General features: G+C 66.5%; 21 protein-coding genes and 1 tRNA gene. 8 read left to right on the top strand and 14 right to left on the bottom strand.

Annotated elements, in window-relative coordinates; translation table 11 throughout:
* Positions 1 to 33: 33 nt before the first annotated feature.
* Together VA613_RS03480 and VA613_RS03475 are read left to right on the top strand one after the other, a co-directional pair.
* Entirely contained in the window at positions 34 to 501 is a 468-nt protein-coding gene (locus VA613_RS03480) for a nuclear transport factor 2 family protein (RefSeq protein ID WP_324780473.1), read from the top strand.
* A 22-nt stretch (positions 502 to 523) separates the two neighbouring features.
* On the top strand, positions 524 to 1078 hold the full coding sequence (locus VA613_RS03475; RefSeq protein WP_324780472.1) for a pyridoxamine 5'-phosphate oxidase family protein: 555 nt from the start codon (positions 524 to 526) through the stop codon (positions 1076 to 1078).
* A 60-nt stretch (positions 1079 to 1138) separates the two neighbouring features.
* On the opposite strand, the gene galU is transcribed toward VA613_RS03475, so the two are convergent.
* The 8 genes from galU to ppsA form a co-directional block, all read right to left on the bottom strand.
* Positions 1139 to 2008, bottom strand: a complete 870-nt coding sequence (gene galU, locus VA613_RS03470; RefSeq protein ID WP_324780471.1) for a UTP--glucose-1-phosphate uridylyltransferase GalU — start codon at positions 2006 to 2008, stop codon at positions 1139 to 1141.
* Positions 2009 to 2032: 24 nt separating this feature from the next.
* On the bottom strand, positions 2033 to 4111 hold the full coding sequence (ligA, locus tag VA613_RS03465) for an NAD-dependent DNA ligase LigA (RefSeq protein WP_324780470.1): 2079 nt from the start codon (positions 4109 to 4111) through the stop codon (positions 2033 to 2035).
* Positions 4111 to 5280, bottom strand: coding sequence for a cell division protein ZipA C-terminal FtsZ-binding domain-containing protein (locus tag VA613_RS03460; RefSeq protein ID WP_324780469.1), 1170 nt, complete (start codon positions 5278 to 5280; stop codon positions 4111 to 4113). The genes ligA and VA613_RS03460 overlap by 1 nt, the downstream gene beginning before the upstream one ends.
* Positions 5277 to 5627 carry a cell division protein FtsB gene (ftsB, locus tag VA613_RS03455; RefSeq protein WP_324780468.1) on the bottom strand — a complete coding sequence of 117 codons (351 nt, stop codon included), beginning with the start codon at positions 5625 to 5627 and terminating at the stop codon, positions 5277 to 5279. Before ftsB ends, VA613_RS03460 begins: the two co-directional genes overlap by 4 nt.
* A complete protein-coding gene (gene eno / locus VA613_RS03450) occupies positions 5605 to 6888 on the bottom strand; it encodes a phosphopyruvate hydratase (protein WP_324780467.1) in 1284 nt (427 codons plus the stop codon). The genes ftsB and eno overlap by 23 nt, the downstream gene beginning before the upstream one ends.
* A gap of 98 nt (positions 6889 to 6986) precedes the next feature.
* Positions 6987 to 7829 carry a 3-deoxy-8-phosphooctulonate synthase gene (kdsA, locus tag VA613_RS03445; protein WP_324780466.1) on the bottom strand — a complete coding sequence of 281 codons (843 nt, stop codon included), beginning with the start codon at positions 7827 to 7829 and terminating at the stop codon, positions 6987 to 6989.
* Positions 7826 to 9463, bottom strand: coding sequence for a CTP synthase (locus tag VA613_RS03440; protein ID WP_324780465.1), 1638 nt, complete (start codon positions 9461 to 9463; stop codon positions 7826 to 7828). Before VA613_RS03440 ends, kdsA begins: the two co-directional genes overlap by 4 nt.
* An 85-nt stretch (positions 9464 to 9548) precedes the next feature.
* Complete coding sequence (gene ppsA / locus VA613_RS03435) at positions 9549 to 11888, bottom strand: phosphoenolpyruvate synthase (protein ID WP_324780464.1); 2340 nt, start codon at positions 11886 to 11888, stop codon at positions 9549 to 9551.
* Positions 11889 to 11899: 11 nt separating this feature from the next.
* Between ppsA and VA613_RS03430 the strand changes: the two genes are divergently transcribed.
* Positions 11900 to 12676, top strand: a complete 777-nt coding sequence (locus VA613_RS03430) for a pyruvate, water dikinase regulatory protein (RefSeq protein ID WP_324780463.1) — start codon at positions 11900 to 11902, stop codon at positions 12674 to 12676.
* A gap of 279 nt (positions 12677 to 12955) precedes the next feature.
* Positions 12956 to 14968, top strand: coding sequence for a putative bifunctional diguanylate cyclase/phosphodiesterase (locus VA613_RS03425; RefSeq protein ID WP_324780462.1), 2013 nt, complete (start codon positions 12956 to 12958; stop codon positions 14966 to 14968).
* Positions 14969 to 14985: 17 nt separating this feature from the next.
* On the opposite strand, the gene VA613_RS03420 is transcribed toward VA613_RS03425, so the two are convergent.
* The gene (locus VA613_RS03420; RefSeq protein WP_324780461.1) at positions 14986 to 15771 is read right to left on the bottom strand and encodes a TrmH family RNA methyltransferase; all 786 of its coding nucleotides are present in this window, start codon (positions 15769 to 15771) and stop codon (positions 14986 to 14988) included.
* A gap of 44 nt (positions 15772 to 15815) precedes the next feature.
* Between VA613_RS03420 and senB the strand changes: the two genes are divergently transcribed.
* From senB to VA613_RS03405, 3 genes are all read left to right on the top strand, one after another.
* A complete protein-coding gene (gene senB / locus VA613_RS03415; RefSeq protein WP_324780460.1) occupies positions 15816 to 16775 on the top strand; it encodes a selenoneine biosynthesis selenosugar synthase SenB in 960 nt (319 codons plus the stop codon).
* 95 nt (positions 16776 to 16870) lie between these two features.
* Positions 16871 to 18583 carry a 30S ribosomal protein S12 methylthiotransferase accessory factor YcaO gene (gene ycaO, locus VA613_RS03410; RefSeq protein ID WP_324780459.1) on the top strand — a complete coding sequence of 571 codons (1713 nt, stop codon included), beginning with the start codon at positions 16871 to 16873 and terminating at the stop codon, positions 18581 to 18583.
* A gap of 89 nt (positions 18584 to 18672) precedes the next feature.
* Positions 18673 to 19521, top strand: coding sequence for a PA4780 family RIO1-like protein kinase (locus tag VA613_RS03405; protein ID WP_324780458.1), 849 nt, complete (start codon positions 18673 to 18675; stop codon positions 19519 to 19521).
* A gap of 61 nt (positions 19522 to 19582) precedes the next feature.
* Here the strand turns inward: VA613_RS03405 and VA613_RS03400 are convergent, their stop codons facing one another.
* From VA613_RS03400 to rnr, 5 genes are all read right to left on the bottom strand, one after another.
* Positions 19583 to 20215: a hypothetical protein gene (locus tag VA613_RS03400; RefSeq protein ID WP_324780457.1), complete on the bottom strand. Its 633-nt coding sequence runs from the start codon at positions 20213 to 20215 to the stop codon at positions 19583 to 19585.
* A gap of 56 nt (positions 20216 to 20271) precedes the next feature.
* Positions 20272 to 20556, bottom strand: a complete 285-nt coding sequence (locus VA613_RS03395; RefSeq protein WP_324780456.1) for a helix-turn-helix domain-containing protein — start codon at positions 20554 to 20556, stop codon at positions 20272 to 20274.
* A gap of 3 nt (positions 20557 to 20559) precedes the next feature.
* Entirely contained in the window at positions 20560 to 20874 is a 315-nt protein-coding gene (locus tag VA613_RS03390) for a type II toxin-antitoxin system RelE/ParE family toxin (RefSeq protein WP_324780455.1), read from the bottom strand.
* A gap of 61 nt (positions 20875 to 20935) precedes the next feature.
* Positions 20936 to 21685, bottom strand: a complete 750-nt coding sequence (rlmB, locus tag VA613_RS03385; protein WP_324780454.1) for a 23S rRNA (guanosine(2251)-2'-O)-methyltransferase RlmB — start codon at positions 21683 to 21685, stop codon at positions 20936 to 20938.
* A complete protein-coding gene (gene rnr, locus VA613_RS03380; RefSeq protein ID WP_324780453.1) occupies positions 21682 to 23979 on the bottom strand; it encodes a ribonuclease R in 2298 nt (765 codons plus the stop codon). Before rnr ends, rlmB begins: the two co-directional genes overlap by 4 nt.
* Before the next feature lie 35 nt (positions 23980 to 24014).
* On the opposite strand from rnr, the gene VA613_RS03375 reads away from it, so the two are divergent.
* A tRNA-Leu gene (locus tag VA613_RS03375) sits at positions 24015 to 24101 on the top strand.
* Positions 24102 to 24146: the final 45 nt, after the last annotated feature.

The following is a 24146-nucleotide window of genomic DNA, read 5'->3' as shown; positions in this document are numbered from 1 at the left end:
GACAGACCTGTCTACCCCAACCCGGGAGATCCCATGGAAACCAAACCGCCCCTTCCCCCCTTCACCGAGGACAGTGCCCGACAGAAGGTGCGCATGGCCGAGGACGCCTGGAACACGCGCGACCCCGCGCGCGTGGTGCTGGTGTACACGGAAGACACGCGCTGGCGCAACCGCGCCGAATTCCCGGCCGGCCGCGCGGAAGTGCAGCGCTTTCTCGAACGCAAGTGGGCGCGTGAACTCGACTATCGTCTGATCAAGGAACTGTGGGCCTGCGGCGGCAACCGCATCGCAGTGCGCTTCGCCTACGAATGGCACGACGACTCGGGCCAGTGGTACCGCTCCTACGGCAACGAGAACTGGGCGTTCAACGAACAGGGATTCATGACGCACCGCCATGCGAGCATCAACGACCTGCCGATCAGGGACGCCGACCGCAAGTTCTTCTGGCCGCTGGGCCGTCGTCCGGACGAGCATCCAGGGCTGAGCGACCTGGGCTTGTAGGTGTCATCGGAGGCAAGAAACCATGCACGATACGGGCACCCCGCCCCTGCTGCACCCGGGCGAAATCGAGGCACAACGCCGCTTCCACGGCGGGCCGACGTGGGACGGGGCGCGGCTGGCGGCCATGCTGCGCGACCGCCTGACGCCTGCGCTGGCAACTTTCCTGGAAAGCCAGCCGTTCTTCTTTCTGGCCACGGCCAATGCACGCGGGGAATGCGACTGCAGCTTTCGCGGACGCGAACCCAATGCCTCGGGCGAGCCCTATCCCCTGCTGCGGGTGCAGGACGAACGTACGCTGGTATTCCCCGATTTCTCCGGCAACAGGCTCTACAACTCACTCGGCAATATTCTGGCGAATCCGCATGTCGGCCTGCTGTTCGTCGATTTCCAGCAGCGGACGCGCATGCGGGTGAACGGTCGCGCGCGCATCGTCGAGGAGGCTGCCGCGCATGCCGATGTCTGGCCGACGGCGCGGCGCTACGTGGTCGTGACGGTCGCGCAGGCGTACCCCAATTGCAAGGCACGGATTCCGCGCATGATCCCGGCGCCCCAGGCCGATGCCTGGCAGGACGAATGAGCAGAACCGGTTCGGCTCAGGCAGACACAGGCCCGCCCGGCAATCCCGGCGGCATGTGCCTCAACAGACGCGCGACTTGAGGTAGGCGCTGAAGCCTTCGCTGACTTCGCTGTGCTTCAAGGCATATTCGACGGTCGCCTGCAGGTAGCCGAGCTTGCTGCCGCAGTCGTAGCGGATGCCGTCGTAGGCGTAGGCCAGCACCTGCTGCTCCTTCAGCAGCGCGGCAATGGCGTCGGTGAGCTGCAGTTCGCCGCCCGCGCCCGGCTTCAGGTTCTGGATGTGATGGAAGATGCGCGGCGTCAGGATGTAGCGTCCCACCACGCCCAGGGTCGAGGGCGCGTCCTCGGGCTTGGGTTTCTCGACGATGGCGTTGACGCGCGAGATGCGTTCCGCCATCGGCGTCGCGTCGACGATGCCGTAGGATGCGGTTTCCTCGGGCGCGACCTGCTGCACGCCGAGCACCGAGCACTGGTAGTAGTCGTACTGGTCGACCATCTGCTTCATGACCGGCGGGTTGCCGTCGATGAGGTCGTCGGCGAGGATGACGGCGAACGGCTCGTTGCCGACCACCGGCTGCGCGCACAGCACCGCATGGCCCAGGCCGAGTGCCTCGGCCTGGCGGATGTAGATGAAATTGACGCCGGCGGGGCGGATCGACTGGACGAGGTCGAGCACGCGATTCTTGCCGCGCGCCGCGAGTTCGGTCTCCAGTTCGTAGGCCTTGTCGAAATGGTCCTCGACGGTGCGCTTGGTGCGGCTGCTGATGAAGATGATGTCGGTGATGCCCGCGTCCATCGCCTCCTCGACCGCATACTGGATCAGCGGCTTGTCGACGATGGGCAGCATCTCCTTCGGGCTGGCCTTGGTCGCCGGCAGAAACCGGGTGCCGAGGCCGGCAACCGGGAACACGGCTTTCTTGACTTTTTGCATGTCTCTTCCCTGTTTGTTCTTGGTTCAGAAATCAAAACCCTGCTGGCCGGGCTTCCGGTGCGCCGGCCCCAGCAGGGCCAGCAGCCCGGCCTCGTCGAGGATCGTCACCCCGAGTTCCTGCGCCTTGGCCAGCTTGCTGCCGGCCTCCTCGCCCGCGACGACATAGTCGGTCTTCTTCGACACCGACCCTGCCACCTTGCCGCCTGCGGCCTCGATCTTCTCCTTGGCGGCGTCGCGGGTCAGCGTCGGCAGCGTCCCGGTCAGCACCAGCGTCTTGCCCGCTAGGATACCAGCCGACTGCTGCATCCCGGCCGATTCCGGCCAGTGCACGCCGGCGTCACGCAGCTTGCGGACCACGTCGAGGTTGTGCCGCTCGGCGAAGAACTGCACGATCGACTGCGCGACGATGGGGCCGACGTCGCGCACCGCAATCAGCTCGTCCTCCGTCGCGGCAAGCAGCGTGTCGAGCGAGCCGAAATGGCGGGCCAGGTCCTTGGCGGTGGTTTCCCCGACATTACGGATGCCCAGCGCGAAGATGAAACGCGCCAGCGTCGTGGTCTTGCTGGCTTCGATCGCCACCAGCAGATTGGCCGCCGACTTTTCGGCCATGCGCTCAAGGCCTGCGAGCGTAGCGAGGTCGAGGCGGTAAACATCGGCCGGCGTGTGCACCAGGCCGCGCTCGACGAGCTGGTCGACCAGCTTGTCGCCCAGGCCTTCGATGTCCATCGCGCGGCGCGACGCGAAGTGGAGCAGGGCCTGCTTGCGCTGCGCCGGACAATAGAGGCCGCCGGTACAGCGCGCGACCGCTTCGTCTTCGAGGCGCACCACGTGCGAGCCGCACTCCGGGCAGACCGGAAAGCTCTTGAGCAGATCGAAGCGCGGTGGCGCCGGCTGAGGACGGCGCTCCGGCACCACGGACACGACCTCGGGAATGACGTCGCCGGCCCGCCGCACGATGACCGTATCGCCGACGCGCACGTCCTTGCGGTCGATCTCGTCCTGGTTGTGCAGGGTGGCATTGGTCACCGTCACGCCGCCGACGAACACCGGCGCGAGGCGCGCGACCGGCGTCAGCGCGCCGGTCCGCCCGACCTGGACCTCGATGGCCTCGACCACGGTCAGCTGCTCCTGCGCCGGATACTTGTGCGCCACCGCCCAGCGCGGCTCGCGCGTGACGAAGCCGAGTTCGCGCTGCAGATCGAGCCGGTTGACCTTGTACACCACGCCGTCGATGTCGAACGGCAGCCGGTCGCGCCGCGCCGCGATCTCGGCATGAAAGGCGACGAGCGCGTCCGCGCCGCGGCAGACGCGACGCTCGGCGCACACCGGCACGCCCAGCTTTTCCAGTGCGTCGAGCGTCGCGCTGTGGGTCGCCGGGGCATGCGGCCACGCCCGCACCTCGCCGAGGCCGTAAGCGAAGAACGACAGCGGACGCTGGGCGGCAAGCCGGGGATCGAGCTGGCGAATGCTGCCTGCGGCGCCATTGCGCGGGTTGACCAGCGTGGGTCTGCCCGCGGCACGCTGCCGGGCGTTGTAGCGTTCGAAAGCGTCGCGCCGCATGAACACCTCGCCGCGCACCTCGAGCACGGCCGGCGGCTTGTCGGCGCGCAGGCGCAGCGGAATGGCGTGGACGGTCCGGACGTTCTGGGTGACGTCCTCGCCCGTCTCGCCGTCGCCGCGCGTCACGGCGTGAACCAGCACGCCGTGCTCGTAGCGCAGATTGATCGCCAGGCCGTCGAATTTCAGCTCGGCGTTGTATTCGACCGGCGGATCACCGTCGGCGAGGCCGAGCTCCTTGCGCACCCGCGCGTCGAAGGCGCGCGCGCCGCTCGCCTCGGTGTCGGTCTCGGTGCGGATCGACAGCATCGGCACGGCGTGGCGGACCTTGGGAAAGGCATCGAGCGGGCGACCGCCGACACGCTGGGTGGGCGAATCGGGCGTGGCAAGTTCAGGATGGGCCGCCTCGAGTTCCTGCAGTTCGCGGAACAGCCGATCGAATTCCGCGTCCGGAATCGTCGGCGCGTCGAGGACATAGTAGGCGTAGTTGTGGCGTTCGATCTCCTGGCGCAGCGCGGCAGCGCGCGCCAGAACATCGGGTTTCATCAGGAGAACAGACGCAGGGATCGCCGCGAACCGGAGGGCACCCCGCGCGCTTCCATGCGCTCGTAGATCTGCTGGAGCTGGCTGCGGATCTTCTCGATGCCTGCGTCCGTCAGCGGGCGCAGATTGTCGTCGACCAGGATGCCGCCGACCTCGTTGGCGAGGCGGCGGCCGAATGCCACCATGCCGTCGAACACCTTGAGGCCGTCCGGCACGCGCGGCACGTCGAACTGCAGGGTGACGCCCTGCGAGGTCTGCCCTTCCACCATGCCGGCGACGAAGGGCTCGGCGTCATGGTTGCACAGGGCGTAGAGCGGCTCGCCGCGGCTGTCGAGCAGCTGGAACACACCATCGGCCCCGAGCGCCATCCCGCTCGTCTCGGCTTCGTGCACGATGCGCGCCAGGTTCACCGCGCCCTCGCCGCGCGCGACGACGTTGAGGCCGATCAGCACGTCGACGTCGACGCAGAAGCGGTCGATCGCCTGGGCGCGCTCGAGCGCATCGACCATGTCGTCGCACGCCAGACGCAGGCCGTTGGCCTGTGCCGCGGTCTGCAGCACGTCGCACAGGGCGGCAAGCTGTTCTTCCTGCACGGCGCCATTGCGGTCCGCCAGCTGCATGGTGACGACCAGCTGCTGGTAGCGGACGTCGCGCCAGGGCTGGAATTCCTCCCAGGCGGACATCCCCGCCGGCAGGCCGGCCCAGCGCACGGCCTTGCCCAGCGCGCGCGTCTGGCTGTATGCGCCCGCAAGCGCGCTCGCGACCACGCCTTCCCCGCCGATGCGGGCGCGGTATTCGATCAGTTCGTCGTAGGGCGCCGCCGGCGCGGCCGGGGCCTGGGCGGATGTCCGCGACGGCTGGGCCGCCGCCGGGGCGGGCTCGGCGCGGCCGGACGGCGCTGCCTCTACCGGCGTGGCCGGCACGGCCCCCGACAGCTGCACATGCACGTCGGCGTCGTCGGCATCGAAGGCCCGCTCGTCCAGCGAAGGCTCGACGCGTTCGCGGCTGTCTTGCGCCGGCACGCCGCCCTGCATCAGCGCGTCGCCCGCCGGCGTCCGGAAGGCTGCGTCCGCCTGCTTGCGGAAGCGCCGCTCCTGAATCCAGTTGAATACCAGCACCGCGGCGACGACCACCCCACCCACGGCCAGCAAGCCGATTTGCAGATCACTCATTGTTTGTTTTCCCGACTGGACGGATTGGGCCGCACGACGCGGACGAACCATTCGTCCGGCGCCATCATGCCCAGGTCATTGCGCGCGCGCTCCTCGATCGCGTCGCGCCCCTGCTTGAGGTCGTTGAGCTCGGCCAGCAAGCTTGCATTGCGGGTCTGCAGGCGCTGGTTCAGTGCCCGCTGGAGTTCGATTTTCTGCATGCCCTCGCGCACCTGCAACCATCCACCCTGGCCCAGCCAGAGCGGATATTGCAGCAGCGCAATGGCGATCGCCAGCGCCCAGGTCCGCCCCCGGGCACGGATGCGCGCAAACAGCCTGCCCGAATCAGCCGCGCTGGCGGAACGCATCGCGTCCGGGGTAGCTCGCCGCGTCGCCAAGTTCTTCCTCGATGCGCAGCAGCTGGTTGTACTTGGCCATGCGATCGGAACGCGACAGCGAACCGGTCTTGATCTGGCGCGCGTTGGTCGCGACCGCGAGGTCGGCGATCGTGGTGTCCTCGGTCTCGCCCGAGCGGTGCGAGATCACGGCGGTGTAGCCGGCCTGCTTGGCCATCTCGATGGCCTGGAAGGTCTCGGACAGGGTGCCGATCTGGTTCACCTTGATGAGGATCGAGTTGGCAATATTCTTCTCGATGCCTTCCCTGAGGATCTTCGTGTTGGTGACGAAAAGGTCGTCGCCCACCAGCTGCACCCGGCGGCCCAGCTTGTCCGTCAGGAGCTTCCACCCGTCCCAGTCCCCCTCGGCCATGCCGTCCTCGATGCTGATGACGGGGTATTTGTCGCACCAGGCGGCAAGGTAGTCGGCGAACTGCGCCGCGGTCAGCTTGAGGCCCTCGGAGTCGAGATGGTAGAGGCCGTCCTTGTAGAACTCGGAGCTGGCGCAGTCGACGCCGATCGCAACGTCGATGCCGGGCTGCAGGCCGGCCTTCTCGATCGCCTGGACGATCAGCTTCAGCGCCGCCTCGTGCGATTCGAGGTTGGGTGCGAAGCCGCCTTCGTCGCCGACGGTGGTCGCCATGCCGGCGTCGTCCAGCAGCTTCTTCAGCGCATGGAAGACCTCGGCGCCGTAGCGCAGTGCCTCGCGGAAGCTCGGCGCGCCGACCGGGATGATCATGAACTCCTGCATGTCGATGTTGTTGTTCGCGTGCGCACCGCCGTTGATGATGTTCATCATCGGCACCGGCAGCGCCATCGGCGCCGCGCCACCGAGGTAGCGGTACAGCGGCAGCCCCGCCTGCTCGGCGGCGGCCCGGGCACAGGCCATCGACACGGCCAGCAGCGCATTGGCGCCAAGGCGCGATTTGTTCTCGGTGCCGTCGAGCTCGATCATGGTCTTGTCGATGAAGGCCTGGTCCTCGACATCCAGCCCGATGATCGCCTCGCAGATCTCGGTGTTGACGTGCTCGACGGCCCGCAGCACACCCTTGCCCAGGTAGCGCGACTTGTCGCCGTCGCGCAGCTCGATCGCCTCGCGGCTGCCGGTCGACGCGCCCGACGGCACGGCCGCGCGGCCCAGCACGCCGGATTCCAGCAGGACGTCGACTTCGACGGTGGGATTGCCGCGGGAGTCGAGGATTTCCCGGGCGATGACATCAATGATTGCGCTCACTTTGTTTCCTCAGAATTCAGTTCTCGTCCGCGAAGGACGCGAAGGGACGCACGGTCGAGCCAAGGCAGAACCCGGGTTTTCTTCGCGTCCTTCGCGGATCAGGTTTTCATCAATTTATGTTCGACAAAGCCGCGCTGCTTCACCAGCGCGTCGATTTCCTTCAGCGTTTCCAGCAATTCCTTCATCATGCCGAGCGGCCACGCGTTGGGACCGTCCGACAGCGCGCATTCCGGATTGGGGTGCGTCTCGGCGAACACGCCGGCGACGCCGGTCGCCACCGCGGCACGCGCCAGCACCGGCACGAATTCGCGCTGGCCGCCGCTCGACGTGCCCTGCCCGCCCGGCTGCTGCACCGAATGGGTGGCGTCGAACACGACCGGGCATCCGGTCGCACGCATGATCGCAAGCCCGCGCATGTCCGACACCAGCGTGTTGTAGCCGAAGCTGACGCCGCGCTCGCACACCATGATCTGCTCGTTGCCGACCTCGCGCGCCTTGTCGACCACGTTCTGCATGTCCCAGGGCGCCAGGAACTGGCCCTTCTTGATGTTGACCGGCCGCCCCTGGCGCGCCACGTTCTGGATGAAGTTGGTCTGGCGGCACAGGAAGGCCGGCGTCTGCAGCACGTCGACGACCGCGGCGACCTCTTCCAGCGGCGTATCCTCGTGCACGTCGGTGAGCACCGGGACGCCGATCTTGGCCTTCACCTCGGACAGGATGCGCAGCCCCTCGTCGAGGCCGAGGCCCCGGAAGGACTTGGTCGACGAGCGGTTGGCCTTGTCGAACGAGGACTTGTAGATGAACGGTATGCCGAGCGCGTCGCACAGTTCCTTGAGCTGGCCCGCGGTATCCATCGCCAGCTGCTCGGATTCGATCACGCACGGTCCGGAAATCAGGAACAAGGGCTGGTCGAGCCCCGCCTCGAAATGACAGAGCTTCATTTGGCGTGCTCCTGCTGCGCCAGCGCGGCCTTGACGAAGGCGATGAACAGCGGATGGCCGTTGCGCGGATTGCTGGTGAACTCGGGATGGAACTGGCAGCCGACGAACCAGGGATGGACCTCGCGCGGCAGCTCGACCATTTCGCACAGGTCGGTGCCCGGCGCGCGGCCGGCCACCACCAGGCCCTTCGCCTCGAGCTCGGCCAGAAGCGTGTTGTTGACTTCGTAGCGATGGCGATGGCGCTCGACGATGGTGTCGGCCCCGTAGATGTCGCGCGCCAGCGTACCCGCCTTGAGGTTGCACGGCTGTCCGCCGAGCCGCATGGTGCCGCCGAGATCGGACTGCTCGCTGCGCTTCTCGACCTGGCCCGTGCGGTCGAGCCACTCGGTGATGAGACCGATCACCGGGTGCGTGGTGGCCGGTTCGAATTCGGTGGAATGCGCATCGCTCATGCCCGCGACATCGCGCGCGTATTCGACGACGGCGAGCTGCATGCCGAGGCAGATGCCGAGATACGGCACCTTGTTCTCGCGCGCATGGCGGATCGCGGCGATCTTGCCCTCGACGCCGCGCTTGCCGAAGCCGCCCGGCACCAGGATGGCGTCCATGCCCTTGAGGCACGCCGTTCCGTCCTTCTCGATCTGCTCGGAATCGATGTAGTGGATCTTCACCCGGCTGCGCGTATGCATGCCGGCGTGGGTCATCGCCTCGGAGAGCGACTTGTAGGATTCGGTCAGGTCGACGTATTTGCCGACGAAGGCGACATTGACGGTGTGCTGCGGATGCTCCAGCGCGTGCACCAGGTTCTTCCACACCGTGAGGTCGGCCGCACGCGCGAGGATGTTGAGCTTGTGGCAGACGATCTCGTCGAGCATCTGGTCGTGCAGCATCGCCGGGATCTTGTAGATCGAGTCGGCGTCGCGCACCTCGATCACGGCCTCCGGCCGCACATTGGTGAAGAGTGCGATCTTGCGGCGTTCGTCGACCGGGATCTCGCGGTCCGCGCGGCACAGCAGGATGTCGGGCTGGATGCCGATCTCGCGCAGCTCCTTGACCGAATGCTGGGTCGGCTTGGTCTTCAGCTCGCCGGCGGTCGCGATGTAGGGCAGCAGCGTGAGATGGATGAAGCAGGTGTTCTCCTTGCCGTCCTCGAAGCCCATCTGGCGGATCGCCTCGAGGAAGGGCAGCGACTCGATGTCGCCCACGGTGCCGCCGATCTCGACCAACGCCACATCGGCGCCAGCCGCGCCATCGCGAATGTGGCGCTTGATTTCGTCGGTGATGTGCGGAATGACCTGCACGGTTCCGCCGAGGTAGTCGCCGCGGCGCTCCTTGTCGATGACCGACTTGTAGATCTGTCCGGTGGTGAAATTGTTGCGCTTGCTCATGCGGGCGCTGGAAAAGCGCTCGTAGTGGCCCAGGTCGAGGTCGGTCTCGGCGCCGTCTTCGGTCACGAACACCTCGCCGTGCTGGAACGGACTCATGGTGCCGGGATCGACGTTGATGTAGGGGTCGAGCTTGAGCAGGGTGACACGGATACCGCGCGATTCGAGCAGCGCAGCGAGCGAGGCGGAGGCGATCCCTTTCCCGAGGGAAGAAACCACTCCGCCGGTGACAAACACGTACTTCGTCATGTTCTTAGCGGAGGCGGGTGATGACGGATTCTACTCCATCGCCCGTGATGGCTCAATGACAGGCCGGCTCGATGAGCCGCCCCGCTCAGCGCCCGGCCAGCCGCCGCCAGGTGGCGGCCACGGTGTCGGGATTGAGCGAGATCGAGCCGATCCCCTGCGCCACCAGCCAGTCGGCGAGGTCCGGGTGGTCGCTCGGCCCCTGGCCGCAGATGCCGACATACTTGCCGTGCCGCCGGCAGGCGGCGATCGCGTCGGCGAGCAGCCTCTTCACCGCCGGGTTGCGCTCGTCGAAGCTCTCGGCCACCAGGCCCGAATCACGGTCGATGCCCAGCGTCAGCTGCGTCAGGTCGTTGCTGCCGATCGAGAAGCCGTCGACGTGCGCCAGGAAATCGTCGGCGAGCAGCACGTTGGACGGGATCTCGCACATCATCACCACGCGCAGCCCGCGTTCGCCGCGCCTGAGGCCGTTCCCGGCCAGCAGGCCGACCACCGCCGCACATTCGTCGACGGTGCGCACGAACGGGATCATCACCTCGACGTTGGTGAAGCCGAGCGTCTCGCGCACCTTCTTCAGCGCGCGGCACTCGAGCTCGAACGCCGGCCGGAACCGCTGCGACACGTAGCGCGCCGCACCGCGCAGGCCGAGCATGGGGTTTTCCTCCTTCGGCTCGTAGCGGTCCCCGCCCAGAAGGTTCGCATATTCGTTCGACTTGAAATCGGACAGCCGCACGATCACCGGCTGCGGCCAGAAGGCCGCGGCCAGGGTAGCGATTCCCTCGGCCAGCTTGTCCACGTAGAACGTCACCGGATCGGCATAACCGGCGGTACGGGCGTCGATCTCGGCGCGCAGGTCAGGTGCTTGCGCGGCATAGTCGAGCAGCGCGAGCGGATGCACGCCGATCATGCGGGCGATGATGAACTCCAGCCGCGCGAGCCCGACGCCGTGGTTGGGAATCTGGGCGAATTCGAAGGCGCGCTCGGGATTGCCGACGTTCATCATCAGCTTGACGGGCGGCTCGGCCAGCGCCCCGCCCGCCAGCGTCTCCACCTCGAAGGCGAGCTTGCCGGCGTACACCCGCCCGGTATCGCCTTCGGCGCACGACACCGTCACAAACTCGCCGTCCTTCAGCGCCGTGGTTGCCTGGCCCGCGCCGACGACGGCGGGAATGCCCAGCTCGCGCGCGATGATGGCCGCATGGCAGGTCCGCCCGCCGCGATTGGTGACGATGGCCGCGGCGCGCTTCATCACCGGCTCCCAGTCGGGGTCGGTCATGTCGGTGACCAGGATGTCGCCCGCCTGGACATGGTTCATCTCAGCCGGGCTGGCGATCACCCGCACCGTGCCGCTGCTGATCTTCTGGCCGATCGCGCGGCCGGTGATGCGCACCTCGCCGGTCTCCTTCAGCACGTAGCGCTCGACGCCGCCGACGCCGCGCGCCTTCACGGTCTCGGGGCGCGCCTGCACGATGAACAGCTCGCCCGTCTCGCCATCCTTCGCCCATTCGACGTCCATCGGCCGCCCGTAGTGCTGCTCGATCAGCACCGCCTGCCTGGCGAGTTCGAGTACCTCGGCGTCGGTCAGCGCATACCGCCGCCGCAGCTCGACCGGCGTCTCCTCGGTCACGGTCCGGCCGTCGCGCCACACCATGCGCACCGCCTTGCTGCCGAGCCCGCGCCGCACGACCGCGGGGAAGCCCTGCGCGAGCATCGGCTTGTGCACGTAGAACTCGTCCGGGTTGACCGCGCCCTGCACCACGGTTTCGCCCAGCCCGTAGGCCGCCGTGATGAAGACCACGTCGCGAAAGCCCGATTCGGTATCCAGCGTGAACAGCACGCCGGAGCAGGCGATGTCCGACCGCACCATGCGCTGGATGCCGGCCGACAGCGCGACGTCGGCGTGCTCGAAGCCGTGGTGCACGCGATAGGCGATCGCGCGGTCGTTGTAGAGCGAGGCGAACACCTTCCTCACGTTCAGCGCGACGGCGTCCGCGCCCCGCACGTGCAGGTAGGTCTCCTGCTGGCCGGCGAACGATGCGTCGGGCAGATCCTCGGCGGTCGCCGACGAGCGCACCGCGACCGACACGTTGTCGCCGAGCGCCGCGTAGGCGCTGCGCAGGCCGGCCTCCAGCGCGGGCGGCAGTGCGGCGGCCTCGACCCAGGCGCGGATCTCGGCACCCGCCTTCGCAAGCGCCACCACGTCGGCGACGTCGAGCGCCGCCAGCCGCGCGTTGATCCGCGCGCGCAGGTCGTTGTGGTCGAGAAAGTCCCAGAACGCCTGGGCAGTCGTGGCGAAGCCGCCCGGCACCTTGACCCCGGCCCCGGACAAATGGCGGATCATTTCGCCGAGCGAGGCATTCTTGCCGCCCACCCGCGGCACATCCGCCATCGAAAGCGCGTCCAGCGGCACAATATACTCAGCTGACATAGGTGAACTCCATGAACGGTTACAGCGTGTTTTGCGTCTCCGACCACACGGGCGTGACGGTCGAATCCGTCGCCAAGAGCGTGATGGCGCAGTTTCCTCGTCTTGAGTGTAGCCTGATTACACTGCCCTTCGTCGACAGCGTGGACAAAGTGCGGCAGGCGGTCGGCCGCATTCTCGACACGCCCCGGCCGCTCGTGTTCTCCAGCCTGACCGACCCGCAGCTGCGCGCCGTCCTGCGCGACGCCGGCATCCAGACCTTCGACATCTTCGACCTGGTCGCCCCCGCCGTCGGCGCCGCGCTCGGCCAGATCGCCACCCCGAGCGGCGGCCATACCCACGGCATGGCCCCCGATTACGAGACGCGCATCGACGCGGTCAACTTCGCCTTGAATCTGGACGACGGGCTCAACCCGGAGCGCCTCGACCAGGCCGACCTGATCCTGGTCGGGGTGTCGCGTGTCGGCAAGACGCCGACCGCGCTCTATCTCGCGCTCCAATACGGGATGCGCGCGGCCAACTACCCCCTCACACCGGACGACCTCGAGCAGGGCGACCTCCCCGCCCTGCTCACCGCCCACCTGCCGCGCCTGCGCGGGCTGACCCTCTCGGCCGAGCGCCTGGCTGCACTGCGCCAGGCGCGCTACCCCGACAGCCGCTACGCCAGCCTTGACCAGTGCCGGCTGGAACTCGGCGCCGCCGAACGCTTCTTCCGCCGTCATGGCCTGCCCGTCATCGACACCACCCGCATGTCGGTGGAGGAAATCGCGGCCCACCTGCGCCATTCCTGACCCTACGGGCAGCGCGGGGCAGCAGCCCTCAAGTTTTCCGCGCCGCACCCGATTGAACAAGCGATTCGGCGCGACTGACTCCGCTGTCCTCGCGCCCCCTTGCCCATACGTCAGGAGTGACCCGATCGTCTTTTTTCCGCCGGCGCCGCGGCGCCCCGCAGGCGGGGCCCGAGTGCCGACCGACCGCCTTGCCGGCCTGACGCACCGCACCCGCTCAGGCCACCCCGCGTCTTCCGCCCGGTCGGCGGCGGGCGCGCACCCCGGTCGATCGAAACCCGCATGCTGTCTCCTGCCCGCCTCCCCCTCGCGCTGTCCGCGAAGCATCCGGTTCTGACCGCGAACTGGCAGCGCGCGCTGCTCGCGGGTTTCGTCGTCCAGGTGCTGCTGATCCTGTTCGTCACCACCATCGGCCTGCGGCAACTGCAGACGACGACCGACAATCTCGGCACCGTCGTCGACATCCACATGCGCAAGCTGCGCCTCACCAAGGCGATGATGACCGCCGCGCGCGAGCGGACGCTGTGCATGTTCCGGCTGGCCGAGAGCCGGGACCCGTTCGAGCGCGACGACCTCTTTCTGCAGTTCAACGCGTTCGGGACGGCGTTCGCCAATGCGCGCATGGCGCTGCTGGAGATGCCGCTCAACCTGCGCGAACGCCAGCTGCTCGTCCGCCAGGGCGCCCTGACGAGCATCGCCAAGCCGCTGCAGAGCCGGGTGGTCGATCGCCTCCGCAACGATTTCGACCGCATTGGCGACGGGCAGGCGCTCGCCCGCGCCACCCAGGCGCAGAACGCCGTGCTCGACACCCTCGCGGCGCTCGACGCCGAAACCCAGCAGCATGCGCTGGCCGCCAGCCTCAAGGCCCGCGAAGCGGACGACAAGGCACGCTTCTGGATGTCGCTGCTGTCGGGCCTCGCGCTGCTACTCGGCACCGTGGTCGCGGCGGTGATCGTGTACTACATCAGGCGGGTCAGCCGCGACCGCGAGCACCTCGCCACCCACGACACGCTGACCGCGCTGCCCAACCGCATGCTGCTGGCCGACCGCCTGGAACAGTCGCTGGCACGCGCGCAGCGCCGCAATGACCTGGTGGGCGTGATGGTCGTCGACCTGGACCGCTTCAAGCGCGTCAACGACACGCTCGGCCATGGCAGCGGCGACGCCCTGATCTGCGAAGTGGCGCGGCGCCTGCGCGGCAGCATGCGGGCCGAAGACATCGTCGCGCGGCTCGGCGGCGACGAATTCGCCGTCGTCGTCGATGCCCGCCGGCTCAACCAGATCCTCCATATCGTCGAGAAGATCCTGGCGACCCTGAACGCACCCTATCAGATCGGCGGGCAGGAGCTGTTCTCCGGCTGCACCATCGGCATCAGCGTCTACCCGAACGACGGCGGCGACGCCGCCCGCCTCCTGCGCAACGCGGATACGGCGATGGCCCATGCCAAGCGCGCCGGCCGCGGCCGCTTCCAGCTCTACGACGCGGGGATGAACGCGGCGGCTGCGGAACGGCTTCAGCTCGAGACCGAACTGCACTATGCGGCGGAACGGAACGAATTCACCTTCCACTACCAGCCGCAGCTCAACCTCGCCTCGGGGCGGATCGAAGGCGTCGAGGCGCTGATCCGCTGGAACCATCCGCGCCGCGGCCTGCTCGCCCCTGCCGCGTTCCTCGAGCTGCTCGAAGACACCGGCGAGATCGTCGGCGTCGGCCGCGCGCTCCTGCTCACGGCGTGCCGCCAGGCAGCCAGCTGGCACGCCGCCGGATCCCGCCTGGACGTCGCGATCAACCTCTCCAGCAAGGAGTTCTGGCACGACGCGCTCCTCGCGACGGTTCGCGGCGCGCTCGCGCAATCGGGGCTGCCGGCGCGATCGCTGCACCTCGAACTGACCGAGAACATCTTCATGGAAGACATCGACAGCGCGATCGAACGCATCGAGGCGCTGAAGGCGCTGGGCGTCGTGGTGGCGATCGACGATTTCGGCACCGGCTATTCGTCGCTCGCCCATCTCAAGCGCTTCCCGCTCGACGTCCTGAAGATCGACCGCTACTTCGTCAAGGAATTGCCACACGCCGCCGTCAACGAGGCGCTCATCGGCTCGATCCTCGCGCTCTGCAAGGGCCTGGGCCTGTCGGCGGTCGCCGAGGGGGTGGAGGACATGGCGCAGCTCGAGTGCCTGCGCCGGCTCGGCTGCCCCATCGCCCAGGGCTATCTGGTCAGCCCGCCGGTCCCCGCGCAGCAGATTCCGGCGCTGCTGGAGCGCCGCTCGCCGGAAGCGTTCAGCGACGCCTGAACCCCGGCGGCTCGCGTCTACCGGGTTCTGCGCTGCCTCACCGCCTCGAACACGGCCACCGCCAGCGCCGCGGACGCGTTCAGCGATTCGATCCGCCCCGCCATCGGAATATGCGCGCAGGTGCCGGCCGCGCGGCAGATGGCCGCCGACAGGCCCGCGCCTTCGTTGCCGGCGACGAGGACAAGCGGGCCCCGCAGGTCGAGCGTGTAGAAATCGCGGCTTCGCTCCCCCAGCGCCAGCGCGACGCACTGTCCGTCAAAGCCGGCGAGCCAGGCCTGCAGGTCGACGCCCGCCTGCACCGGCAGGACGAACTGCGCCCCCTGCCCACCGCGCAGCGCCTTCGGCGACCAGGGGTCGTGGCAGCCCTTCGACAGCACCGCCAGGGTCGCGCCGGCGGCAGCGCCGGTGCGCAGCATGGCGCCGAGATTGCCGGGGTCCTGGATGTCCTCCAGAACGATCACGAGCGGCGTCCCCGCAAAGGGGGACGGCGCGAGCCACGCCACCTCGGCCAGCAGTCCGGTGGGCGTCGCGACGGGTGCCAGCTCGGCGAACAGCGCGTCGGGGAGCACCAGCCATTTCGCCTGCGGGCAACGCCGCGCGTGGGCGGCCAGCCGGTCGGCTGCGAGCGAGGCCGCGCGCACGACGGTACGCGGCGTGCCGCCGGCATCGAGGTAGGCCTCAAGGAGGTGCTCGCCGTCGAGCAGCGTCATGTGCGCGTCGCGGCGCGCGCGCGCCGACTCGCCCAGCTTCTTCAGCCGCTTGAAGATCGGGTTGTCGCGCGAGGTGATGGCGGTCTCGGTCATGCCGCGATTATCCGCGAATCGCCGCGCGGGCTACACTCCACAGCATGCGCATCGCCCTCATCACCCCCTACGGCCGCGAGCACCGCAACGGCAACTGGCACACGGCCGCGCGCTATGCACGCTTCCTGCGCGACGCCGGCCACACGGTGCGGGTGCAGGTCGAATGGGACGGGCGCCCGGCGGACCTCATGCTGGCGCTGCACGCCCGCCGCAGCTTCGCCTCGATCCGTGCGTTCGCCGGGCGTTTCCCGAGCCGCCCGCTGATCGTCACCCTCACCGGCACCGACCTTTATCGCGACATCCACGAGGATGCCGATGCCCGGCAGGCGCTCGAGCTCGCGCACCGCATCATCGTGCTGCAGGATCGCGGCCCCGACGAACTGGCCCCGCACCTGGCCGCCAAGACACGGGTGATCTACCAGTCGTCGCCCGACATACCCCGCCGACCGACCTCCTCGGAAACCTTCGAGGTGCTGGTGATCGGTCATCTGCGCGAGGAAAAGGACCCGTTCCGCGTCGCACTCGCTACCGCCTACCTGCCCGAGCATTCGCGCATCCAGGTCACCCACCTCGGCAGCGCCCTGTCCGGGGACATGGCGGAAACAGCCGAGATGGCGCAGGCCAAGCTGCCGCGCTGGCACTGGCTCGGCCAGGTGCCGCACAAGACCGTGCTGAAGCACCTGTCGCGCGCGCACCTCATGGTCATCAGCTCAGTCATGGAAGGCGGCGCCAACGTGATCTGCGAGGCGCTGGCGGCCGATGTGCCGGTGCTGGCCTCCCGCATGCCGGGCAATATCGGCATGCTGGGCGAGGACTATCCGGGCTATTTCCCGGTGGGAGACGAACGGCAACTCGCCGAACTGCTGGCCATGGCCGAGAACGACGCCGTATTCCATGCGGCGCTGGCCAGCCATGCCCGTGCCCGCCGCGGCCTGATGCGCCCGGAGCAGGAGGCCAGCCGGCTGCGGCAGGCGGTGGCGGAATTCGAACAAATCCCGGCCTGAACGGCCGCGTCCGTGCCACAATGGCCGGCATTTCCCCTGCCCCGAGCCCCGTTGGACGCATCGCGCGGGCTCTCTTTCCTCCCCAGGTTTTCCCCATGCAAGTCACCGAACATTTCATCCCTGGCAAGGACGCCTCGCTCGAAGCGTCGATCGCCACCCTGCACGCCAAGCTCGAAACGATCGGCTTCCACATCGAGGAGCGCTCCTGGCTCAACCCGGTGGAAGGTGTGTGGTCGGTGCACATCCGCGACCGCGACTGCCCGCTCTTGTTCACCAACGGCAAGGGCGCCTCGGAACTGGCGGCGCGGGCGAGCGCGCTGGGCGAATTCTTCGAGCGGCTGTCGACCAACTACTTCTGGACCCACTTCTATCTGGGCAAGAACATCGCCAACCGCAACTACGTCCATCATCCAGACGAACGCTGGTTTGTTCCGGACAGCGACGCCTGGCCGCAAGCCCTGCTCACCCCCGACCTGCACGGCTTCTACAATCCCGACGCCGGCGTGCGTGCCGACCAGCTGGTCGACCTCAACTCCGGCAACGCCGAACGCGGCATCTGCGCCATCCCCTACCAGCGCCTCGCCGACGGCCAGACCGTGTATTTCCCGGTCAATCTCATCGGCAACCTCTACGTCAGCAACGGCATGTCGGCCGGCAACACGCTGAAGGAAGCACGCACCCAGGCGCTGTCCGAAATTTTCGAACGCCACATCAAGTTCCGCATCATCGAGGAAGGCCTGTGCCTGCCCGACGTGCCGGAAGACGTGATCGCCCGCTACCCGCACATCGCCGCCGGCATCCATGGCCTGCGCGAGGCCGGCTTCGGCATCCTGGTGAAGGACGCCTCGCTCGGCGGCAAGTACCCGGTGATGAACGTCACCCTGCTGCATCCGCACGACCAGGGCTGCTTCGCCAGCTTCGGCGCGCATCCGCGCTTCGAGGTGGCGCTGGAGCGCGCCTTGACCGAACTGCTGCAGGGCCGCGCGCTCGAATCGCTGGCAGGCTTTCCTGCGCCCGGCTTCGACCAGGCCGAAATCGCCGACCCGCAGAACCTGGAGATCCACTTCGTCGATTCCAGCGGCGTGATTTCCTGGCAGTTCCTGCGCGACACCCCCGACTTCGACTTCGTCGACTGGAACTTCGGCACCACCACCGAAGAGGACTACGCGTGGTCGGTCGAGGCCCTGCACGCCGACGGCCGCGAGATCTACATCGCCGATTTCGAACACCTCGGCGTCTACGCCTGCCGCATCCTGGTGCCCGGCGTATCCGAGATCTACCCGGTGGAAGAACTCGAATTCGAGAACAACAGCGTCGGCAACCTGATCCGCCCGGCGCTCGCGCGCCTGCCGAAGCTCGTCGACGCCGAATGCGCCGCGCTGTTCGATCTGATGACCGAACTCGAACTGGCGGACGATCGCCTGGTATCGGTCCTGATCGGCCTTGCGCCCGACGCCGATTCGCCCTGGACCGACCTGCGCGTCGGCGAACTGAAACTGCTGCTCGCGCTGGCCCTGGGCGACGACGACGCCATTCTCGAAGGCTGCACCTGGATCGCCCAGTATGGCCAGCGCAGCGAAGCGCGCCTCAAGGTCTACCGCTGCATCGCCGACCTCGTCCGGCTCGGCGACCCCAGCCCCTTCGAGCCCGCGCTGGCGCTGATGTATGGGCGCGACACGCTGGAACAGGCATTCGCGCTGTTCAACCAGGACGAGCGCTTTTTCGGGTTGACGACGCTTGGCGACGACTTCGAGGGCAGCGCGATGCATCGGCGCTTGCTGGAGGCGTATCGGAAGGTACGGGGGTGAGTTGTTCGTTGCCCCTCGAACCTCACCACCGTTCGCCCTGAGCCTGTCGAAGGGCCTGCATCCCCCAGGCCTCGCCAACGCCACCGGTCATGAAAATTCCCAAACGCCTCGAACCCCTGCTCGAAGATGGCCTCATCGACGGCGTCGTGCGCCAGCTCATGAGCGGCAAGGAAGCCACGGTCTTCGTCGTGCATCGCGGCGACGAGATCCGCTGCGCCAAGGTCTACAAGGAAGCCCACAAGCGCAGCTTCCGCCAAGCCGTCGACTACACCGAAAACCGCAAGACCAAGAACAGCCGCCAGGCACGCGCCATGGCCAAGGGCAGCAAATACGGCCGCGAGATGCAGGAGGCCGCGTGGCAAAGCGCCGAGGTCGACGCGCTGTATCGGCTTGCCGCCGCCGGCGTGCGCGTACCCACGCCGTACAACTTCCACGAAGGCGTCCTGCTGATGCAACTGGTGGCCGACGCCGACGGCAACGCCGCGCCCCGCCTCAACGACGGGTCGTTCACCGAAGACGAAGCCCTCGCCCACCACCGCACCCTGATCGGCGAAGTCGTGCGCATGCTATGCGCCGGCGTCGTCCACGGCGACCTGTCCGAGTTCAACATCCTCGTCGGCGCGGACGGCCCGGTGATCATCGACCTGCCGCAGGCGGTTGACGCCGCCGGCAACAACCACGCCCAGGCGATGCTGGCGCGCGACGTGAACAACCTGCGGACCTATTTCGGCCAGTTCGCACCGTCGGTATTGGACACGCAATACGCCGAGGAAATCTGGGCGCTGTATGAACATGGTGGACTGCATCCCGAAGCCGAACTCACGGGGCGGTTCGAATGCGAAATGCCGCCGGTCGATCTGGACGGGGTGATGCGGGAGATTGATGACGCGCGGGAGGAAGAGGCGGCGCGACTGTTGCGCTTGCAGGAACTAGAGTGATGCCTGCTGAAGGTACCTGTAACGCGAAGACCTCGACTCGGCGCCGCCCACGTTAAAACGCCTAATGCTGCAACTTGAGGTGGGCTTTGATGAATTTAGTAACAATCTCATCTACATGAATAAAATCTGTACCCTTTGATTTCCGAAACCAATATCTAACGGAAACGTCCGGGTTCATTTGTCGATCGACCATATAAATCTCACTCCAATCGCTCCATTCGACCTGTACCCACTGGTTATCTTTGGCTTTAAACAAGTAATAGGTACTGAAGCCTTTGGGATCACTGACTGGATTCCCACTTAGAAAAACCTGATATTCGCCCTTTGTCCCATTCCGATACACTGCGCCCGGTCTATTAGGGTCAAAACGGTCGCTATGGGCTTGCTCGATTGTCATCTCAGCATGACTTTTCAAGCTATGACCCAACAAAATATTAACGGTCATATCCGACACCTCCACCTTATTCACGGTGGGTTGCATATTTGGATATTGACAGTCAAATTGCGCGAATCCAGAAGTAACTTTTTTAGCCATGTAGGCAGCAGGCAACTCGAGCGTAGCAGCTGTATCGCCATCACGTAACACGATGGACTCAATGCGATTCATGCCTTTTGGCTCGCTGCAACCTAGCTGAGTGAGTGCACCAGCCATCAGCACACTGCAAATGAAAAATACGTTTAGATGTTTTTTCATGTGTGTATATGGCACAGGGGCACGGGAGTCTTGCATTGACACATTCACCACGCTACTCAGGCCGCCAACTTCAACTCGCAATGCAGTCCCGCACGGGTGGCGAGAGTCACCAGCATGTCCAGGCTAAACTTGTCCCATTTGCCGCGCATCAAGTCGGATACGCGAGACTGGCTGATGCCCAGCACTTTGGCGGCTTCAACTTGCGTCCAGCTGCGCTTCTCGACAGCCAGGCGCAACTGCGCCATCAAGTCCGCACGCATCGCCAGGATGGCGGCCTCTTCCGGTGGGAAACCCAGGTCGGTGAATACATTGCCGCTGGAGCGGGTGATTTTTTCTTTCATGATTCAATCTCCTATCAGCTTGTAGCGACGCGCGGCCAGGTCGATATCTTCCTTGCGGGTCTTCTGCGTTTTCTTGCGGAAAGCGTGCAGGACGTACACGGCATCCTCGAACTTTGCCACGTAGATGACGCGCCACTCGCCCAGGACATGCACCCGAATTTCATAAGCGCCCGCGCCAACGGCAGGCATGGGCTTGAAGTCGGGCGGCGGCAGGCCACGCTGAATTTGCCACAACTCGAACCCCGCAGCGCGCCGAGCCTCCAGCGGAAAATCCGTCAGATCGTCCAGGCTGCCGCCGACGAATTTAAGCGCTTTCATTACAACGAATAATATAAGTACTTATATATTTGTCAAATACGGTGCGAAACGGCGGAAGGGCTCAGATGCTGCGCTGCCGCACCGTCTCATACAGGCACAGCGCAGCCGACACCGACACGTTGAGGCTTTCCACCGTGCCGCCGATGGGAATGCGCGCGACTTCGTCGCAACTCTGCTTGACCAGCCGGCGGATGCCGGCGCCCTCGGCGCCGAGCACCCAGGCGATCCCGGTCTTGCAGTCGATGCCGGACAGCGGCTGCTCGCCGTCCATGTCGGCGGCGATGACCCAGATGTTGTGTTCCTTGAGGTCCTCGATGGTGCGCGCGAGGTTGGTGACCATGAGATAGGGCACGGTCTCCGCGGCGCCGGAGGCGACCTTTTCCACGGTGGCGTTGATGCCGACGGCGTTGTCCTTGGGCGCGATGACGGCGTGCGCGCCGAAGGCGTCGGCAGATCGGAGGATCGCGCCGAGGTTGTGGGGGTCGGTGACGCCGTCGAGCAGCACCAGCAGCGGCGGGCCTTCGACGCTGTCGAGGATGTCGTCGAGCGAATGCGACAGCGCGACTGGCCTGACCCGCGCGACCACGCCCTGGTGCTTGGCGGCCTTGCCGACCAGGCGATCCAGACGGTCTGCCTCGACCTGCGCCAGCTTGACCCCGTTGTCCCTGGCCTGATGCACGAGATCGCGCGCCCGCGCGTCGCGGCGGGTCAGGTCGAGATAGATCTCCAGCACGCCGGCCGGGTCGTGGCGCAACCGGGCCAGCACGGCGTGGAACCCGTAGATGAGTTTCTCGGCGGCCTTCTCGCTCATTTCTTCCTGCCGCCTGCCTTGCCCTTCGCCGCCTTCTCGCCGGCGGATTTCCCCTGGGTGGACTTCTGCTTCGCCGCGGGTTCTTCCTGTGTCATGTCGACCCATTCGATCAGGCTGAAATCGATCTTGCTGGTTTCGATGTCGGCGCGCATCACCTTGATGCGCACGCGGTCGCCAAGGCGATATTTTTTCCCTGTCCGTTCGCCGAGCATCATGTGCTTGGCCTGGTCATAGTGGAAGTAGTCCTGGCCGAGTTCGGAGACGTGGACCAAGCCCTCGATGAAGATGTCGTCGATCGCGACGAAGATGCCAAAGCTGGTGACGGCGCTGACGGTGCCGTCGTATTCGTCGCCGATGCGGTCCTGCATGAAATAGGTCTTCAGCCAGGCATCGACGTCGCGGGTGGCGTCGTCGGCACGGCGCTCGGTCATCGAGCAATGGGTGCCGATTTCCGCCAGGCCCTTGGCGGGCAGCTTCTCGCCGGCGAGCACCGCCTTGATGCCGCGGTGCACCAGCAGGTCTGGATAGCGCCGGATCGGCGAGGTGAAATGGGTATAGGCCTCGTACGCCAGGCCGAAGTGGCCCTTGTTGTCGGGGCTGTAGATCGCCTGCCGGAGCGAGCGCAGCATCACGGTCTGCAGCAGGCCGTGGTCGGGACGGTCCTTGATCTTCTCCAGCAGCGCGGCGTAATCCTTGGCGTGCGGCTTGTCGCCACCGCCGAGGTCGAGGCCGAATTCGGCGAGAAAGCCGCGCAGCGCAGTGAGCTTTTCCGGCGTCGGGCCTTCATGCACGCGGAACAGAGAGGGCTGTTTGTTCTCGTGCAGGTAATCGGAGGCGCAGACGTTGGCCGCCAGCATGCATTCCTCGATGATGCGGTGGGCGTCGTTGCGAACCACCGGCACGATCTCCTTGATCTTGCCGTTGTCGTCGAAAATGATCTGCGTCTCGGTCGAGCCGAAATCGATGGCGCCGCGCTTGGCGCGTGCCTTCAGCAGAACCCGGAACAGCTTGTCGAGCGCTTCCAGGTGCGGCATCAGCGCGGCCTGCTTCTTGTCTGGCTTGGCGGCGCCGGAGAGCCAGTCCCACACCTGGTTGTAGGTGAGGCGTGCATGCGAATGGATCACCGCCGGGTAGAAGCGGTATTCCTTGATGCTGCCGGCGCTGGTGATGCGCATGTCGCACACCATGGCCAGGCGGTCGACCTCGGGGTTGAGCGAGCACAGGCCGTTGGACAACGCCTCCGGCAGCATGGGGATGACGCGGCGCGGAAAGTACACCGAGTTGCCGCGTGCGTAGCCTTCGGTGTCGAGCGCGTCCCTCGGCTGCACGTAATGACTGACGTCGGCGATCGCCACCACCAGTCGGTAGCCGCTGCGGCCGAGCGGCTCGCAGTACACGGCGTCGTCGAAGTCGCGCGCGGTCTCGCCGTCGATGGTGACGAGCGGCAGGTGGCGGATGTCCTCGCGCCCGGCCAGGTCCTTCTTGAGCACCTTGTTCGGCAAGCCTTCGGCCTGCTTCTCGACCTCCGGCGGGAACACGTAGGGCAGGTCGTGCTTCCTCAGCGCGATCTCGATTTCCATGCCGGGGCCGGTGAAGCTGCCGAGGATCTCGCTGACGCGGCCCACTGCCTCGTTGTGCGCGCCGGGCTGGGTGACGATCTCCACCGTGACGACCTGGCCGGATTTCGCGCCGGCCGCGTTCTCGGCCGGCACCAGGATGTCCTGGTTGATGCGGCGGTTTTCCGCGATCAGAAAGCCGACCCCGCCTTCCAGGTAGTAGCGGCCGACGACGAACTTGTTGACGTGCTCCAGCACCTCGACGATCTTGGCCTCGCGCCGGCCGCGCTTGTCGAAGCCGGCCACCCGCACCAGCACCTTGTCGCCATGCAGCACGCGGTGCATTTCCTTGGGCGACAGGAAGAGGTCGTCGCCGCCCTCTTCCGGCACCACGAAACCGAAGCCGTCGGGATGGCCCTCGACGCGCCCCTTGATCAGGTCGAGCTTGTCCGGCAGGCACAGCTGGCGCTTGCGGTTGAGCATCAGCTGGCCGTCGCGCTGCATCGCGCCGAGACGGCGCTGGAACAGGTCGCGCTCGTCCTCGGTGATATGCAGCTGCGCAGCGAAGGCATCGACATCGACGGGGCAGCCCGCCTCGGTCAGAAGCTGCAGGATGTACTCGCGGCTCGGCAGCGGCGACTCGTAGCGTTCGATCTCCCGTTCGTAGAACGGGTCGGCGAGGCGGATTGCCGGGATTTTGTGCTTGCCTGCACGATTGCGGGATTTCTTCGTTGACAATTTATTTAGGGCTCTCTAAAATGCGCGCCTTCATTGCCCAGATGGCGGAATTGGTAGACGCACTAGGTTCAGGTCCTAGCGGTGGCAACACTGTGGAGGTTCGAGTCCTCTTCTGGGCACCAAACGCTGCAAGTAAAAAGCCGACCCTGTGTCGGCTTTTTACTTTT

The organism is Thiobacillus sp. SCUT-2 (assembly GCF_035621355.1).
Taxonomy (GTDB): Bacteria; Pseudomonadota; Gammaproteobacteria; order Burkholderiales; family Thiobacillaceae; genus Thiobacillus; species Thiobacillus sedimenti.
Note: the sequence above shows the minus strand (reverse complement) of the source record. Positions and strands in the feature narration are given on the sequence as shown.